Origin of the sequence: Rhodococcus sp. KRD162, from assembly GCF_017168335.1 — a bacterium.
GTDB lineage: Bacteria > Actinomycetota > Actinomycetes > Mycobacteriales > Mycobacteriaceae > Rhodococcoides.
The window spans coordinates 897,312-913,731 of record NZ_JABFAU010000003.1 but is presented as its reverse complement, the minus strand read 5'-3'; the positions used below and the strand labels follow the sequence as shown (position 1 = coordinate 913,731).

General features: G+C 63.1%; 14 protein-coding genes. 5 read left to right on the top strand and 9 right to left on the bottom strand.

Annotated elements, in window-relative coordinates:
• Positions 1–73 precede the first annotated feature (73 nt).
• From J1M87_RS06595 to J1M87_RS06580, 4 genes are read right to left on the bottom strand one after another with little or no spacing between them, the layout of a single operon-like run.
• Positions 74–880, bottom strand: coding sequence for an ABC transporter ATP-binding protein (locus J1M87_RS06595; RefSeq protein WP_206488692.1), 807 nt, complete (start codon positions 878–880; stop codon positions 74–76).
• Complete coding sequence (locus J1M87_RS06590) at positions 880–1,974, bottom strand: ABC transporter ATP-binding protein (protein ID WP_241256344.1); 1,095 nt, start codon at positions 1,972–1,974, stop codon at positions 880–882. Before J1M87_RS06590 ends, J1M87_RS06595 begins: the two co-directional genes overlap by 1 nt.
• A complete protein-coding gene (locus tag J1M87_RS06585; RefSeq protein ID WP_206488691.1) occupies positions 1,967–2,956 on the bottom strand; it encodes a branched-chain amino acid ABC transporter permease in 990 nt (329 codons plus the stop codon). The genes J1M87_RS06590 and J1M87_RS06585 overlap by 8 nt, the downstream gene beginning before the upstream one ends.
• Before the next feature lie 7 nt (positions 2,957–2,963).
• Positions 2,964–4,226 (bottom strand): branched-chain amino acid ABC transporter permease, encoded by a 1,263-nt coding sequence (locus tag J1M87_RS06580; RefSeq protein WP_241256517.1) that lies wholly within the window; start codon positions 4,224–4,226, stop codon positions 2,964–2,966.
• Between the two features lie 335 nt (positions 4,227–4,561).
• Here J1M87_RS06580 and polA point away from each other — a divergent pair, with 335 nt between their 5' ends.
• Positions 4,562–7,303 carry a DNA polymerase I gene (polA, locus tag J1M87_RS06575; RefSeq protein WP_206488689.1) on the top strand — a complete coding sequence of 914 codons (2,742 nt, stop codon included), beginning with the start codon at positions 4,562–4,564 and terminating at the stop codon, positions 7,301–7,303.
• Between the two features lie 63 nt (positions 7,304–7,366).
• On the opposite strand, the gene trxA is transcribed toward polA, so the two are convergent.
• The 3 genes from trxA to J1M87_RS06560 all read right to left on the bottom strand — a co-directional run bounded on the left by trxA (position 7,367) and on the right by J1M87_RS06560 (position 9,521).
• Positions 7,367–7,738, bottom strand: coding sequence for a thioredoxin (gene trxA, locus J1M87_RS06570; protein WP_206488688.1), 372 nt, complete (start codon positions 7,736–7,738; stop codon positions 7,367–7,369).
• Between the two features lie 70 nt (positions 7,739–7,808).
• On the bottom strand, positions 7,809–8,807 hold the full coding sequence (locus J1M87_RS06565; RefSeq protein WP_206488687.1) for a helix-turn-helix domain-containing protein: 999 nt from the start codon (positions 8,805–8,807) through the stop codon (positions 7,809–7,811).
• A gap of 207 nt (positions 8,808–9,014) precedes the next feature.
• On the bottom strand, positions 9,015–9,521 hold the full coding sequence (locus tag J1M87_RS06560; RefSeq protein ID WP_206488686.1) for a 2'-5' RNA ligase family protein: 507 nt from the start codon (positions 9,519–9,521) through the stop codon (positions 9,015–9,017).
• Between the two features lie 7 nt (positions 9,522–9,528).
• Here J1M87_RS06560 and J1M87_RS06555 point away from each other — a divergent pair, with 7 nt between their 5' ends.
• Positions 9,529–10,629: an isocitrate/isopropylmalate dehydrogenase family protein gene (locus tag J1M87_RS06555; RefSeq protein WP_206488685.1), complete on the top strand. Its 1,101-nt coding sequence runs from the start codon at positions 9,529–9,531 to the stop codon at positions 10,627–10,629.
• A gap of 12 nt (positions 10,630–10,641) precedes the next feature.
• Here J1M87_RS06555 and J1M87_RS06550 read toward each other — a convergent pair whose 3' ends face one another.
• Positions 10,642–11,469 (bottom strand): class I SAM-dependent methyltransferase, encoded by an 828-nt coding sequence (locus tag J1M87_RS06550; protein WP_206488684.1) that lies wholly within the window; start codon positions 11,467–11,469, stop codon positions 10,642–10,644.
• A gap of 214 nt (positions 11,470–11,683) precedes the next feature.
• Here J1M87_RS06550 and rpsA point away from each other — a divergent pair, with 214 nt between their 5' ends.
• A complete protein-coding gene (gene rpsA / locus J1M87_RS06545) occupies positions 11,684–13,162 on the top strand; it encodes a 30S ribosomal protein S1 (protein WP_206488683.1) in 1,479 nt (492 codons plus the stop codon).
• A 172-nt stretch (positions 13,163–13,334) separates the two neighbouring features.
• On the opposite strand, the gene J1M87_RS06540 is transcribed toward rpsA, so the two are convergent.
• Positions 13,335–13,544, bottom strand: a complete 210-nt coding sequence (locus J1M87_RS06540; RefSeq protein WP_206488682.1) for a hypothetical protein — start codon at positions 13,542–13,544, stop codon at positions 13,335–13,337.
• Positions 13,545–13,673: 129 nt separating this feature from the next.
• Here J1M87_RS06540 and coaE point away from each other — a divergent pair, with 129 nt between their 5' ends.
• Together coaE and J1M87_RS06530 are read left to right on the top strand one after the other, a co-directional pair.
• Complete coding sequence (gene coaE, locus J1M87_RS06535) at positions 13,674–14,891, top strand: dephospho-CoA kinase (RefSeq protein ID WP_206488681.1); 1,218 nt, start codon at positions 13,674–13,676, stop codon at positions 14,889–14,891.
• Between the two features lie 61 nt (positions 14,892–14,952).
• A complete protein-coding gene (locus tag J1M87_RS06530) occupies positions 14,953–16,416 on the top strand; it encodes a DUF2252 domain-containing protein (RefSeq protein WP_206488680.1) in 1,464 nt (487 codons plus the stop codon).
• Positions 16,417–16,420: the final 4 nt, after the last annotated feature.

Below are 16,420 nucleotides of genomic sequence, written 5' to 3'. Positions count from 1 at the left end.
GAGAAGTCCAACGACAGCGGCCCCGGTTCGATCTCACATCGAACCGGGGCCGTTGTCGCTGTCGTGGAGGCTCTCAGGCCTTTTTCTTCTCTTTGTTTCCCGCCAGAGTTCCGAGGTACAACTCGATCACTTTCGGGTCGTTCATCAGTGCAGGACCGGTGTCGGTATAGGCGTTGCGGCCCTGGTCGAGCACATATCCGCGATCGCAGATCTGCAGGCACCGACGAGCGTTCTGCTCGACCATGATGATCGAGACTCCTGTCGCGTTGATCTTCTTGCAGCGGATGAACACCTCGTCCTGGAACATCGGTGACAATCCGGCCGAGGGCTCGTCGAGAAGAAGTACCGAGGGCTCCATCATCAGCGCCCGTCCCATGGCGACCATCTGGCGTTCGCCGCCGGACAGCGCCCCCGCCTTGACTTTTCGGCGTTCCGACAGCAGCGGGAAGAGTTCGCTGACGAACTCGAAACGCTCACCGAACTTCTTGGGTCGCAGATAGATGCCCATCTCGAGGTTTTCCTCGATCGTCAAGGACGGGAACACGTTCTGAGTCTGTGGCACATATCCGACACCCTTGGTGACCAGCACGTGCGCCTCGGCGGACGTGATGTTGTCGCCACGTAGACTCACGCTGCCCTCACGGACCGCGACCAGCCCGAACAGAGTTTTGAGCAGTGTGGACTTGCCGGCTCCGTTGGGGCCGATGATGCCGACGATCTCACCGTCTTCGAGGAAGAAGTTGCATTCGCTCAGGATGTTGACGCCGGGAATGTACCCGGCGACCAAGCCGTCGGCGCGTAGCAGGGCACCCTCGGCCAGGCGTGCGTGCTCGGCGGGTGTCGCGGCGAATTCCGCGGGTGTCAGTGTCTGTTCGCTCATCAGTTGTCCTCCTTGGCTCGGTGTGAGCCACCCTCGGCGACATCGGAATTCACCGGACTGGTGAACTCCGGTTCCGAGAGAGTGCCCCCCGCTTCGAGCTCCTCGACTTCGGCCTTCTTCAGGGTCTCCGCCAATTCGGCTGTGGCACCGACCGGGTTTCCGTCGGCATCGAATTCGAGAGCTTGATCGTGATGGCTGCCGAGATAGGCGTCGACGACGGCACCGTTGTTGGACAGTTCCTCCGGCGTGGACTCGGCGATGATGCTGCCCTGCGCCATCACCACCACCCAGTCGCTGATGTCGCGTATCACGTCCATGTCGTGCTCGACGAACACGACCGTCATGCCGTCGTCGCGAAGCGACTTGATGTGTCCGAGAAGTGACTGTGTCAGAGCGGGATTCACCCCGGCCATCGGCTCGTCGAGCATCACGACCGACGGATCGGTCATCAGCGCCCGCGCCATCTCCAGCAGCTTGCGCTGACCGCCGGACAGCGACCCCGCCAGATCATCTGCCTTGGCGTCGAGCTTGAAACGAGCGAGCAGCTCGTACGCACGCGCCGTGATGTCTCGCTCCTGGGCCTTCCACATCCACGGCATGAACGTATTGAGCATGCGTTCACCGCGCTGGTTCGTCGCTCCGAGTCGAACATTGTCCAGCACAGTGAGTTTGGACAGAGCCTTGGTCAGTTGGAACGTACGCACCACGCCTTTGCGTGCCACCTGGTGCGGGTGCATCTTCCCCAGCTCTTGACCATCCATCGACCATGTGCCGGTGTCGGGTCGATCGAAACCGGTGAGCAGGTTGAACAGGGTTGTCTTACCGGCACCGTTGGGGCCGATCAGGCCGGTGATACAACCGCGCTGAATTTCCAGGTGTGCCACATCGACGGCTTTGAGTCCTCCGAAGGTGCGCGAGACACCGTCGACCACCAGGGTGGCGTCGGGTTTCGCCGAGCCGGGTTCGCCGGCAACGCCGGCGAACAGAGTCGCACGTTGCTCGCTCGACAATGCCTGCGCTGCGCGGGCTTCGAGCGTACTGGCCTTCTTGCTCGGTGCTGCCTTCACGGCCGCATCGTTGTCCGGGTCAGGCATTGAGTTGAACCTCTCGCTTGTTGCCGAGAATGCCCTGGGGTCTGAACACCATCAGTACGGCGATCAGGATTCCCAGGAGTACGAACCGCGTGGCACCGACCTGAGCGCCGCTGAGGCTGAGCACCGGGTCGTCTCCGGAGATCAATTGGCGCAGGATCGCATCGGGAATGGACAGCAGGAACCAGAACAGCATGGCGCCGAGCACAGGGCCGAACACCGTTGCGGCACCACCGAGAATGAGGGCACCGAAGGCGAAGAACGTCTGCGCTGTCGAGTAGAAGTCCGGGTTGATGGATTGGGTCTGCAGTGCGTTGAATACACCGCCCATGCCGCCGATGACGCCGCCGAGAACCAGCGCCTGCAATTTGTAGACGAACACGTTCTTACCCAGGGATCGGGCCGCGTCCTCGTCTTCACGGACGGCCTTGAGAACACGTCCCCATGGGCTGTGGGTCAGCAGGTATACGACCCCGCACAGCAGGAGCACAATGGTCCAGCCGACGAGCATGGCCCACAGGTCGTTGCCGAGGAAGCGCACGCCGAGGAAGCTGTAGGACTTACCCCCCTCGAATGGATTCATACTGGTGAACGGGCCGGCGAAGCCGGTGATCCCGTTGGTCGACTTGGTCACCGAGTCCGTTGCCGTGGAACGAAACACCAACCGCAGGATTTCCGAGGCAGCGATGGTCACGATCGCCAGATAGTCCGCACGTAATCGAAGAGTGGGGATTCCGAGAACCACGGCGAGAAGGCCTGCCGCACCGAGACCGACCAGCACGCCGAGCCACAGTGGCTGTTGGTAGGTGATCGTCATGATGCCGACGCCGTAGCCGCCGAGCAGCGCGAAGCCGATCTGTCCGAAGTTGAGCAACCCGGCGTAGCCGAAATGCAGGTTCAGGCCGATGGCGAGCATGGCGTAGAAGATCGCAGACGGTCCGACCAGCTGCGCGAGGGAAATCTGAAGTGCGCCGATGATATCCATTGCGTGGTCACCCGACCCTTTGTCGCGAGCCGAGGATGCCCTGAGGACGAACGACCAGGATGAGAATCAAGACGAGCAGGCCTCCGATGTATTTGAGATCGGGATTGATGATCAGGGTGGACCACTGGACGAGTAGGCCGACGATGACGCAGCCGAGGAACGCGCCGTATGCCGTTCCGAGTCCGCCGAGCGTGATGCCGGCGAACATGAGCAGCAGCAGCTTGAAGCCCATTTCCCACTGGACGCGTCCGCCGAGTTCGGACATTCCGAACAGCACGCCTCCGAGGGCCGCGAGCCCGCCACCCAGGCACCAGACGAAGGTCACCACACGCTCGACGTTGATTCCGGACGAGGCCGCGAGATCACGGTTGTCCGCCACTGCGCGCATGGCCTTGCCGATCTTCGTGCGCTGCAACATCAATGCCACACCGATCAGCACGACGACACTGATGATGATGCATGCGAGATTGACATTGGTGATCGCCAGCGGACCCCACTCGTTCTGGGTCTGCGCCTGGTAGTCGTTGTACGGCTCGGAACGGTCCGAGAAGAAGATGAGTATCAGGTAGCGCAGCGCGATCGCGAGGCCGATGGTCACCACCAGCTGGGCTATCAGACCCGTTCGACGTTTTCGTAGCGGTCTCCAGATCAGGGTGTTGTTGAGCCAGCCGATCGCCACGCCGACGATGATCGCCAATACGGTGGCAGGAATCAGCTGAATGCCCATGGTGACGTTGAAGATCCAGGCCGCCACCGCACCGAGAGTGACGAGTTCGCCGTGCGCGAAGTTGGTCAAGCCGGTGGTGCCGAAGATCAGGCTGAGGCCGATTGCCGAGATGGCGATCACGAGTCCGAAGCGAATGCCGTCGACCGTCGTCCGAATGAACTGCTCGTAGAACGGGTTGTCCACTGAGGTCCTGGCTTCGCCGAAGGAGAAGATGACGGTGTTGGATCGCCCCGCTTGCACGTCGCGTTCCACCTCACCCTGCACGCTCACTCCATCGGGAAGGGTTTCCTGGACCACCTGAAATGTGTATGTGCCAGGAGACAATTCGAGGGTCCACCGGCCCCCGGCCTCGGAGGTGGTGCGGGCGACCTCGGACCCGCTCGAATCCAGTGCCTGGACGTCGACGCCGACCAACCGCTCGCCGCCGTTGTTCAACGATCCGGCCACACTGACCGCGTCGGCGGGAGGGGGTGCCTGTTCGGTGCTGGTCACGGGACCCGCGCTCGGGGTGGGTTCCTGAGCCATGGCCTGCGCTCCGAACATCAGAGCAGCGATCGAAGCGAGGATGGTGAGAAGGAGTGTTCGCTGGAGGAGCCGAACGGCAGATCTTGCGCGCACCCCTGGCGGTTGCGCCTTTCTGGTCCATCGAACATTTGGAGCCACGCACGTCCTCCGGACGGTTGTCGTTGAGCCACTGAAATGTGGGCTTCCTGCAATTGTCGGACTCTATCGGTTGAAGCGACGCAAAATCGGCGACTGAGATTTCCGGAAAGTATCGGTTGTGTTTCGCGGCTCGAAGTTGTGGCGCGACGGTGATCACCGGGCGCGACGAGCATCCGGCTACGCGTTGTCGGACCCGCTACCTAGACTGGTCAACCGTGAGCCCAGTAACCGAGAACAGTGCAGCGCCCGCCGCCGAGACCGATGCGAAAGTGGGCGAGCAACGGCCCACGTTGCTGCTCATCGATGGTCATTCGATGGCGTTTCGTGCCTTCTTTGCGCTGCCGGCGGACAACTTCAAGACCACAAGTGGTCAGTCGACCAATGCCGTCTACGGATTCACCTCGATGTTGATCAATTTGCTCAGGGACGAGAAGCCGACGCACATCGCCGCAGCCTTCGACGTCTCGCGGCAGACCTTTCGTGCCGAGCGGTTTCCCGAGTACAAGGCCAACCGCAGCAAGACCCCGGACGAGTTCGCCGGCCAGGTCGACATCACCAAGGATGTCCTCGGGGCCATGGGGATCCCGGTGATGGCAGAGGCGGGGTTCGAAGCGGACGACATCATCGCCACTCTGGTGACACAAGCCGAGGCGCTCGGCTTTCGCGTTCTCGTGGTCACCGGCGACCGAGATGCTCTGCAGTTGGTCACCGACAACGTCACGGTGCTCTACCCCCGCAAGGGTGTCTCGGATCTCACCCGGTTCACCCCCGACGAAGTCACCGGCAAATATGGTTTGACGCCGGCCCAGTACCCGGATTTCGCGGCCCTGCGCGGGGACCCGAGCGACAATCTTCCCGGCATCCCGGGCGTCGGCGAGAAGACGGCCACCAAGTGGATCATCGAATACGGATCCCTCGCCGCTCTGGTCGACAACGTGGACAAGGTCAAGGGCAAAGTGGGAGATGCCCTGCGCGCCAATCTGTCGAGCGTGGTGCTCAATCGTGAACTCACCGAAATGGTGCGAGACGTTCCGTTGCCGTACACGCCGGACCAGCTCGAACTCGCGCCCTGGGATCGCGAAAAGATCCATGCCCTGTTCGACGACCTCGAGTTCCGGATCCTGCGCGATCGACTCTTCGAGACTCTCGCCTCGGTCGAACCCGAGGCGGAGGAGGGCTTCGACGTGCGGGGCGGGATCGTCGCGCCGGGCGAACTGGGCGCATGGTTGGACGAACATGCCTCCGACGGCCGACGTAGCGGAGTGTCCATTCTCGGGCCGCGCAGGCCTTTCGAGAGCGATGCGACGTCGGTGGCGATCGCTGCGGCCGACGGGGAGGGCGCATTCGTCACGACGACGGCCCTCGACGAATCCGACGAGCGAGCACTCGCCGCGTGGCTCGAGGATCCGGCGCAGCCCAAGGCACTGCACGAGGCGAAGTGGGCTCTGCATGCCGTGCGCGGTCGGGGCTGGACTCTCGGCGGATTGACCACCGACACCGCCTTGGCCGCGTACCTCGTTCGGCCCGGTCAACGATCGTTCAATCTCGACGATCTGTCGCTGCGGTACCTCAAGCGCGAACTCCGAGTCGAGGATTCGGGCGAGGGCCAGATGTCACTGCTCGATGCCGAGGATACTGCCGACGCCGCGTTCGCCGAGGGCGAGATTCTCAAGGCCCGGGCGGTGATCGATCTGGCCGATGCACTCGACGCCGAGCTCGCCGCCATCGAGTCGACCACGCTGCTGTCCGAGATGGAGTTGCCTTTGCTGACGGTGTTGGCAGAGGTCGAGGGAACCGGTATCGCCGTCGACGGTGATCACCTGCGCGCCTTGCAGTCCGGGTTCGCCGCACAGGTCGAGGAGGCCGCGAACTCCGCATACGGTGTGATCGACAAGCAGATCAACCTCGGTTCGCCGAAGCAGTTGCAGGTGGTGCTGTTCGAGGAACTCGACATGCCCAAGACGAAGAAGACCAAGACCGGCTACACCACCGATGCCGATGCGCTGCAAGGTTTGTTCGAGAAGACCGAGCACCCGTTCTTGAAGTTTCTGCTCGATCATCGCGACGCGACGCGGATGAAGGTGACTGTCGACGGTCTGCTCAAGTCCGTTGCCGACGACGGTCGCATCCACACCACGTTCAATCAGACCGTTGCGGCTACCGGTCGACTGTCGTCCACCGAGCCGAACCTGCAGAACATCCCGGTGCGCAACGAGGCGGGCCGGCATATTCGCGACGGGTTCGTCGTCGGAGCGGGCTACGACATGCTGCTCACCGCCGACTACAGCCAGATCGAGATGCGCATCATGGCGCACGTGTCCGGTGACGAGGGTCTGATCGAGGCGTTCAACACCGGTGAAGATCTGCACAGTTTCGTCGGATCGCGCGCCTTCGGCGTGCCGATCGAGGAGGTCACCCCCGAGCTGCGCCGTCGGGTCAAGGCCATGTCGTACGGATTGGCCTACGGACTGAGTGCGTTCGGCCTCGCCGCGCAGCTCAAGATCTCCACCGACGAAGCCAAGCAACAGATGGAGGCATACTTCGCCCGGTTCGGTGGGGTCCGTGACTACCTGCGCAATGCAGTGGAAGAAGCGCGCAAGGTGGGGTACACCTCGACGCTGTACGGCAGGCGTCGCTACCTACCGGATCTCAACAGCGACAACCGGCAGCGCCGCGAGGTCGCTGAGCGAGCAGCGCTCAATGCCCCGATTCAGGGAACCGCCGCGGACATCATCAAGGTGGCGATGATCGACGTGCAGAGGTCGTTGGCGGAGTCGACATTGAAGTCGCGAATGTTGCTGCAGGTGCACGACGAACTGGTACTCGAGGTCGTCGAGTCGGAGCGCGAGGAAGTCGAGGCCCTGGTGCGCGAGAAGATGTCGTCGGCGATCGAATTGTCGGTGCCGTTGGAAGTCTCCGTAGGCACCGGTCGTAGCTGGGATGCCGCAGCGCATTGACGCCCTACGCCGGCCGAAACCAGTGCGCACCACGCGGCGCGCACCGGTTTCATCGGCGAATCGTCACTCGGCTTCGGAAGTCTGTTCGGCGATCTGCTGGCGTACGACGTCCATGTCGAGTGCCTTGATCTGACCGACGAGGTCTTCCAGGGCCGGGGCGGGAAGAGCGCCCGGCTGCGCGTAGACGAGGATGCCCTCGCGGAAGGCCATGATCGTCGGGATCGACTGGATCTGAGCTGCGGCCGCGAGTCCCTGCTCGGCCTCGGTGTCGACCTTGGCGTGTACGACGTCGGGATGCGCGTCGGACGACTTCTCGAAGGTCGGAGCGAACTGACGGCACGGGCCGCACCAGGAGGCCCAGAAATCGACCAACACCACGTCGTTGTTGGTGACGATGTCGTCGAAGTTCTGCTGAGTCAAGGTCTGAGTGGCCATGCGCTTCCTTTCGTTGATTGCGCTTCTGGACGGTGTCAACGCAGCTGTCGGCCCAAATCATCCCCGCCCGTCAGACAGGCTGGGGTGCCGCCCGGAACGTCCGACGGTACGAGTTCGGAGTGGTGCATCGCAATCTCACGAAATGCTGCCGCAGAGCAGCGGCGTTTCCGAAGCCGACCACCTCGGCGATCGAATCCATCGACAGATCGGAGTTCTCGAGCAACTGCTGAGCCGCGAGGACCCGCTGATCGTTGAGCCATCGCGCGGGCGTGGTGCCTGTCTCGGCCACGAACTTTCGGGCGAACGTACGCGCTGACATGTTCACCCGAGCCGCCAAACGGCCGATCGTCAGCTCGGAATCGAGGTTCTCGGTCATCCAGTCCAGGAGCGGTGCCAAGGTCTCCGTGCGCGTGGTGGGAAGTGGACTGGTGACGAACTGGGCCTGGCCGCCGTCGCGATGCGGCGGGACGACCATTCTGCGGGCGATCCCGTTGGCCACGATGCTGCCTTGATACTTGCGCACGATGTGTAGGCACAGATCGATTCCCGCAGCCGTACCCGCACTGGTCAGAACGTTCCCCGCGTCCACGTACAGCACGTTCGGATTCACTTGTGCCAGAGGGTATTTCGCAGCCAGCGAGGCCGAGTGACGCCAATGCGTCGTGCACGGACGGCCGTCGAGCAAACCGGCTTTGCCGAGGACGAAGGCGCCGTTGCACAGGCTGGCGACCAGCGCGCCGCGGTCCACCGCCGCGCGAAGTTTGGCCAACAGTGGCTCGACGGAGGCGTCGTAGTCGGTACCGCACACGTAGCTGCCGTCGATCGCCGCTTCGGTGCCACCGGCCGGGATGATGATCAGATCGGCGGTGTCGAGTCGATCAAGATCGTGGGGTACGTCGATGGTGTAGCCCACGCGTGTGCGGATCGGTTGGGGGACGGCCGCTATCAGGGAGAAGTCGTAGGTGGGCAAACCCTCGTCCGAGCGGTCGAACCCGAACACCTCGCACGCGACGCCGAGTTCGAACTGCTCGGTCAACGGCATCAGTGCGACGACCACTCGTTTCAGCATGCAGACGAGTATGGCAGAAATTCGCGGACACGTGACATTACTGCCACTCGCGGTCGATCGGCGCAGGTAGGACGCTGATGACATGACATTCGTACTGGTAGTTGTGCTGCTGTTTCTGGCCCTCGATGTTCTCGTACTCGCCGGCTTCACCCCCGACACCCACGCGGAGACGACCCAGTTCGGTGATTTTCGATTCTGACCCGCTGTTCAGCCGATTCGCCACTCCCGCTTGGCTTCTCCGTCCCATCGGCGCAGTGTCACCGCAGATCCGACGAGATCCTCGGTGGTCCCGGACAGCAGGCGCACAGCGTTGCCCGCTTCCTCGGGTGTCAATCGACGGGCCAGCGTCACGTGCGGTGTCCATCGACCGAGACCGAGATGATCGAGCGAATGTTCCCCGACGGCCTCGAGCATCCGTGCGTGCAGGTCGAGTAACTCGCACGTCGGGACGACCAAGCGCGCGAGGGTGATCGTGCGACCTCCGAACACGACGAGACCCCCGAGACGCACATCGAACGGGTCGAAGCGCACGGCCGCACCGTCGTTCACGTCCTCGGGCATCGAGGACGCCACCGCGACGGTGATGTGCGGGCGATTGGACTCACCCCGATGACGGTTCTGGCTCGGAAGATCGGCGTCGGACAGCGCCGCCCACTCACGGCGAACCGCGGAGTCCAGGCCGGAGTCGAGAAGAAGTTCTGCAGACTGCACCATGGAGGCCATGATTGCGCAGAAGGACGACCGGAACGCATCGACGCTACGGATCGGGGCGCTGACCGGCGACGGCATCGGCCACGAGATCGTGCCGGCGACGATCAGAGTTGTCGACGCTGCACTGGCGTCCGTCGGTGGACCGGCTGTCGAGTGGGTACACCTTCCGCTGGGTTTGAGCGCGATGGACGAACACGGAACGCCGATCCCGGAGAGCACGCTCGCTGCTGTGGCCGAACTCGAATGTTGGATTCTGGGACCACACGACAGCGCGTCGTATCCCGAGCCGTTCCGCTCGCAACTGACGCCCGGCGGACGGATCCGCAAGGACTTCGATTTGTTCGCCAATATTCGACCGGCGAAGGCGCTCACGGGCGTGCGGGCGCTGTCGCCGCAGATGGACCTGGTGGTGGTGCGGGAGAACACCGAGGGTTTCTACGCCGATCGCAACATGAGCCTCGGCAGCGGCGAGTTCATGCCGACCCCCGATGTGGCGCTGGCAGTGGCGGTGTTCACTCGCCGAGCATGCGAGCGCATTGCTCGCGAGGCGTTCACGCTGGCCGACCGACGCCGAAGAAAGTTGACGATCGTGCACAAGACCAACGTGCTGTCCATGACCACGGGTCTGTTCCGCGATGCGTGCCGAGCGGTGGGGGAGCAATTCCCGCAGGTCGAGATCACCGAGGAGCATGTGGACGCACTCGCAGCACATCTGGTCCGGCGGGGACAGGACTACGACGTGATCGTGGCCGAGAACATGTTCGGCGACATACTTTCCGATCTGACGGGCGAGCTGTCCGGGTCGTTGGGCACGGCACCGTCGATCAATTCCTCGGAATCGAAGGCCATGGCCCAGGCCTCGCACGGCTCGGCACCGGATATCGCGGGCAAAAACCGTGCCAACCCCACCGCGCTGTTTCTCTCGGCTGCGATGCTGCTCGAATGGCTCGCCCCACGGCATCGGGACGAACGGCTGGCAGCGGCAGCCGGCAGGATCAGACATGCCGTTGACGCCACGGTCGAATCCGGCGTCGCGACGGCCGACCTGGGTGGGCAGGCATCGACCAGCGCGTTCACCGAGACCGTCGAGGCCCGCGTGCATCGGCGCTGATCGACCACAGGCTCAGGGCGATTTGCGACTGCAGAAGATCGCGGTGCCGGGAAAGAGTTGGCCACGAAGCGGGCTCCATTGCCCCCACTCGCGGTCGAGCCATTCCGGCCAGTCCGGCTCGACGATGTCTCGCACCTCGAGGCCCGCGGCGACCAGTTCGCGCACCCGGTCACCGATGGTGCGGTGATGTTCGACGTAGTTCGGGATGCCGTCCGCGTCGTATTCGACGTACGGAGTTCGGTCGAAGTACGGAATCGTGGCGGTGAGCCCGCCGACCCCGGGATCGTCGGGAAATACCCAGCGCATCGGATGGTTGACGGCGAAGACCCAGATTCCACCCGGTCGCAGCACACGTGCCACTTCGCGCATCACGTTGGCCGAGTCCGCGACGAACGGAACGGCACCGAAGGCCGAGCACACGATGTCGAACCGCTCATTGCCGAACGGCAACGACTCGGCACTGGCCTGGACGAGTGGAACCGTCGACCCTCCGGCATGCATGGCGTCGAGCCCGCGCTGCAACATGCCCATCGAGATGTCCAGGCCGATCGCTCGTGCTCCCTGAGTGGCGAGCCAACGGGCACACGGAGCGCTGCCGCAGCCGACTTCGAGAACATCCTTGTCGGCAACCTCACCCAACAGGTGCACGTCGCCCTCGTGCAATCCCTCCGGGCACCAGACGAACTCCCCGGACGCGGTCGATGCACCCAGAAACGCACCGTGCGTACGGTGGTAGTTGTCGGCGTCGAAGTCCCACCAGAGCCGACTGGCGCGGTCGCTCGTAGCCGAATCGAGTCTGCCGCGGCCGGGGGTGGACGTCGGGACGGAAGGATCGTTCACGCGTCGACTCTAACCAGGTTTGTGCTGGTACTGCGGCATCGCGTACCCTGTTCAACGCGAGTGTGTTCATGCTGCGCCCAGGTCGGGTTCACCCCGGCGTCGGTGCTGCGGAATCGGCAGCGACGTTGCCGACAATGCTCGTGCTGCACATGTTCTACAGGTCCGACCGAACATCCATCAACCGATACCCAACCCGTCCGGAGCAACTCAACACATGCCCTCAACCACAACCTCACCGCAGGTAGCCGTCAACGATATCGGCTCCGCAGAGGATTTTCTCGCCGCCATCGACGCCACGATCAAGTACTTCAACGATGGTGACATCGTCGAGGGCACCATCGTCAAGGTCGATCGTGACGAGGTTCTGCTCGACATCGGTTACAAGACCGAAGGCGTCATCCCTTCCCGTGAGCTCTCCATCAAGCACGACGTCGACCCCAACGAGGTCGTCTCCGTGGGCGATGAGGTCGAAGCTCTCGTCCTCACCAAGGAGGACAAGGAAGGCCGCCTGATCCTGTCCAAGAAGCGAGCTCAGTACGAGCGCGCCTGGGGCACCATCGAAGAGCTCAAGGAGAAGGACGAGGCCGTCAAGGGCACCGTCATCGAGGTCGTCAAGGGTGGACTCATCCTCGACATCGGTCTCCGTGGCTTCCTTCCCGCCTCGCTCGTCGAGATGCGTCGTGTCCGCGACCTCCAGCCGTACGTCGGCAAGGAGATCGAGGCCAAGATCATCGAGCTTGACAAGAACCGCAACAACGTGGTCCTGTCGCGTCGCGCATGGCTCGAGCAGACTCAGTCCGAGGTTCGCAGCGAGTTCCTGCACCAGCTGCAGAAGGGCCAGGTCCGTAAGGGCGTCGTGTCCTCCATCGTCAACTTCGGTGCCTTCGTGGACCTGGGTGGCGTCGACGGCCTCGTGCACGTCTCCGAGCTGTCCTGGAAGCACATCGATCACCCGTCCGAGGTTGTCGAGGTCGGCACCGAGGTCACCGTCGAGGTGCTCGACGTCGATCTGGACCGCGAGCGTGTTTCGCTCTCGCTCAAGGCAACTCAGGAAGATCCGTGGCGCCAGTTCGCTCGCACCCACGCGATCGGCCAGATCGTGCCCGGAAAGGTCACCAAGCTCGTTCCCTTCGGTGCATTCGTGCGCGTCGAAGAGGGCATCGAGGGCCTCGTGCACATCTCCGAGCTGGCCGAGCGCCATGTGGAGGTTCCGGACCAGGTCGTGGGTGTCGGCGACGACGCACTCGTCAAGGTCATCGACATCGATCTCGAGCGTCGTCGTATTTCGTTGAGCCTCAAGCAGGCCAACGAGGACTACGCGGAAGAGTTCGATCCGTCCAAGTACGGCATGGCCGATTCCTACGACGAGGGTGGCAACTACATCTTCCCCGAGGGCTTCGACTCCGAGACCAACGAATGGCTCGAAGGCTACGAGAAGCAGCGTGAAGAGTGGGAAGGTCGCTACGCCGAGGCGGAGCGTCGCCACAAGATGCACACCGCTCAGATGGAGAAGACGGCCAAGGACGAAGCTGCCGAAGCTGCCAACGCCAACTACTCCTCCGAGTCGGGCCAGGCTCCCGCTGATGCAGAAGGCGATGCTCCCGCAGCGTCGGCTCCCGCGTCGACCGGTGGATCGCTGGCCAGCGATGCGCAGCTCGCTGCACTTCGTGAGAAGCTGTCGGGCAACGCCTGATAGATGTCGTCCGCCCGTGAGGGTGTGACTGCAGCCCCGGTTCTCGTCACGAGAACCGGGGCTTTCTCGTTCGAAGACCTGGTCCGTCGGAACGTCCCGGTACAGGAGCCGGCGAAACGACGATGGACCCGGTTCGAGTGAACCGGGCCCATGGTGTGAGGGGGAGTGCGAACTACGCGGCGGTGGCTGGACTCCACTGGCCGACGCTCGCTGTGCGCTTGCGCATGGTGGCGAAGCTGTGGCGAGCGGGAGTCAGAAGATTGGTGAACCAGTTACGCCGGTGGTCGGCCAACGCCGAGGCAACTTCCGGAATGAGAACGCAATGAACGCCTGCATCCATGCCAAGGCGGTGCCGACCCGGTTGGATCTGATTGCTTCGCATGGGTGTCCTTTTCGATAGCAGTGGGTCGGCACATCGTGGTCGCGCTCGTCGAAGATAACCGACACACCTCCGAAAACGGTGCATTTGAGGCTGGTGTGCTTCGGCGTGTTCGAGTGACAGACTGGGTGCATGCTGAGACTGGGACTGACAGGTGGAATAGGCGCCGGAAAATCGACTGTCGCGAAAGTGCTGACCGAACAGGGGGCCGTTCTCGTCGATTCCGATGTTCTCGCCCGCGAAGTCGTGGAGCCGGGAACGCCTGGGCTGCAACAACTGACGGACACGTTCGGCCCCGACATACTCGAACCCGACGGCACCCTCGACCGGCCGGCCCTGGCGGCCAAGGTCTTCGGCGACGAACAATCGCGTCGGAAACTCAACGCGATCGTGCACCCCTTGGTCGGCGCACGTACGACCGAGATCATCGATGGTGCGGCCGCGGATGCCATAGTGGTGCAGGACGTTCCGCTCTTGGTCGAAGGATCGATGGGCCCGTTCTTCCAGCTGGTGGTCATCGTCTGGGTCGACGCCGAAGAACGGGTACGCAGACTCACCGGTCAACGAAACATGGTGGAGGCGGACGCACGAGCCCGAATCGCAGCCCAGGCCACCGACGACGCGCGTCGAGCGGCAGCGGACGTGTGGATCGACAACACCGGAGCTCCGGGCAGTATCGACGAGCAGGTACGTGCGCTGTGGAACGAACGCTTGATTCCGTTCGAGCGCAACATCAGAGAGGGCGTCGTTGCCCGGATACATCCGGAACTGGTGACCGCCGACCCGGCATGGGAATCGCAGGCCCGCCGAATCATCGGTCGCCTCGCCCTCGCCTGCGGCGACAAGGCCGTGCGGATCGACCACGTCGGCTCCACTGCTGTGCCCGGGCTCGATGCCAAGAACGTCATCGATATTCAGGTCACGGTCCGCGCACTGGAGGATGCCGATGCGGTAGGCGACCAGTTGCGCTCGGCAGGATTTCCCGGTGTCGAGGCCAGCAACTACGACGATCCGAAACCCGCATACGGCATCGGTGGTGAAGCCGATCCAGCGGTGTGGGGCAAACGTTTTCACGGCAGCGCCGATCCCGGTCGACCCGTGAACGTTCATCTTCGAGTGGACGGTTGGCCGAATCAGAAGTTCGCTCTGCTGTTTCGTGACTGGCTCCGTGCCGAGGCGGGAGCAGCCACGGAGTACGAGGCAATCAAGCGACGTGCCTCCGAGGCGGCTGCCGGAATCGCGGACTTTTCAGCGGCCATCGTGGCCTACGAGGACGCGAAGGCCCCATGGTTCGACGTGGCATACCGTCGAGCATGGCAATGGGCGGCGGACACCGAATGGTCGGCATGACGGCTTGGCCTCTGGCTCGGCGGCGATTGAAGTAGCGGCACCCCGGGGTATGCGCACAGCCATGACCGCGAAGAAGCCCACGGCAGACACGAAGAAGCCGCGCCCAGAAACGAAGAAGTCGCCCGCAGATTCCCAGCCCTCCGATGCGGGAGACGGGTTGGGCGGCGGCACAACGGCGTCTCGGTTCGAGGCCTTCCGCGATCTCGCTCAGGCCAGAGCCCGGGGCCAGATGGTGTTTCTTCCGCGTCACCTCACTGGTCACGAACGGCGCAGGCATGTGCGTCAGACCATTCGCGAGGATCATGAGAAGCGGATTGCCAACAAGGACGAAGAGGCCGTCGCCAAGTTCGACAAGCTACACAAGAGCGTCTTTTCGTTCTTCCGCGGAACGTGCCTGCTGTTCTACCGCGATATCGCGGGCGAGGACGCGTGGATGCCGACGGTCCTGACTCTCGGCGATGTCCACCCGGAGAACTTCGGAGTGATGCCGAGCGTGGACAACGTACCGATCTTCGGCCCCAATGATTTCGATGAATCGTTCTACGCACCGTTCACCTGGGACCTCAAGCGTGGTGCGACGGCGTTCATGATCGGGGCGGGGGCCGAGGGCGGAAAGGGCCGCAAGAAGCAGCGGAGGATCGCTGCCTGCTTCGTGAGTGGCTACATCGACGCCATGGAGCAACTCGCCGCAGACTCCAGCGAGCAATACCAGCAGATGCGCCAGGACAACGCGCCCACACTGATCAGAAAGCTGATCGAGGACTCGCTGGAGGATCGATCGCACTGGTTGGCCAGGAAATATCACGACGAGTACAGCTGGGGTTTCAAAGCCGACGACGAGCACGTACCGATCACCCACCGGTTGCCCGAGTTTCAGCGGGCACTCGAGCGTTTCGTCGAGGACAACGGCGTCGAAATACCGGATCGCGCCGGCGAACTTCGGGTCAAGGATGTCTGTAAACGGCTCGGGCAGGGCACCGCCTCACTGGGCCTGCCTCGCTACTACCTGAAAGTGGAAGGCCCGCGTCAGGACGGGACAGATGACATCATCATCGAGTTCAAGCATGCCCGTCGTTCTGCTCTGGACGGTCTGACGCCACCGTGCGACTACGTGGTCGACGGTGATGCCGGCCGCATCTCCCATGCGCAGGCGGTACTACTCGTCGGCGGCGACCGCTTCTACGGTGCGGCCGAGGTCGACGGCGTTGCGTTCATGGTTCGCGAGCGCGCTCCGTTCCGCGACGACATCGATCTGGACGACCTGTCCGGCAAACAATGGAAGAAGTACGCCAGGATCTGTGGCCGCTCGCTCGCCCAGGCCCACGCATTGTCCGACGAGGCGGGTTTGGTCGACCACGACATCGAGCCCGAGATTCTCGCCTCCATCGGTCCGCGCGAGTTGTTCGTCGACGACATCATTTCCTTTGCCGACGATGCAGCGCAGCGAGTACGCGAGGATCACGAGCACTTCCGGGCCGATCACGAACTGGGGGCGTTTCGGTTCATCGACCGGGTGTTCCGGTGACGGA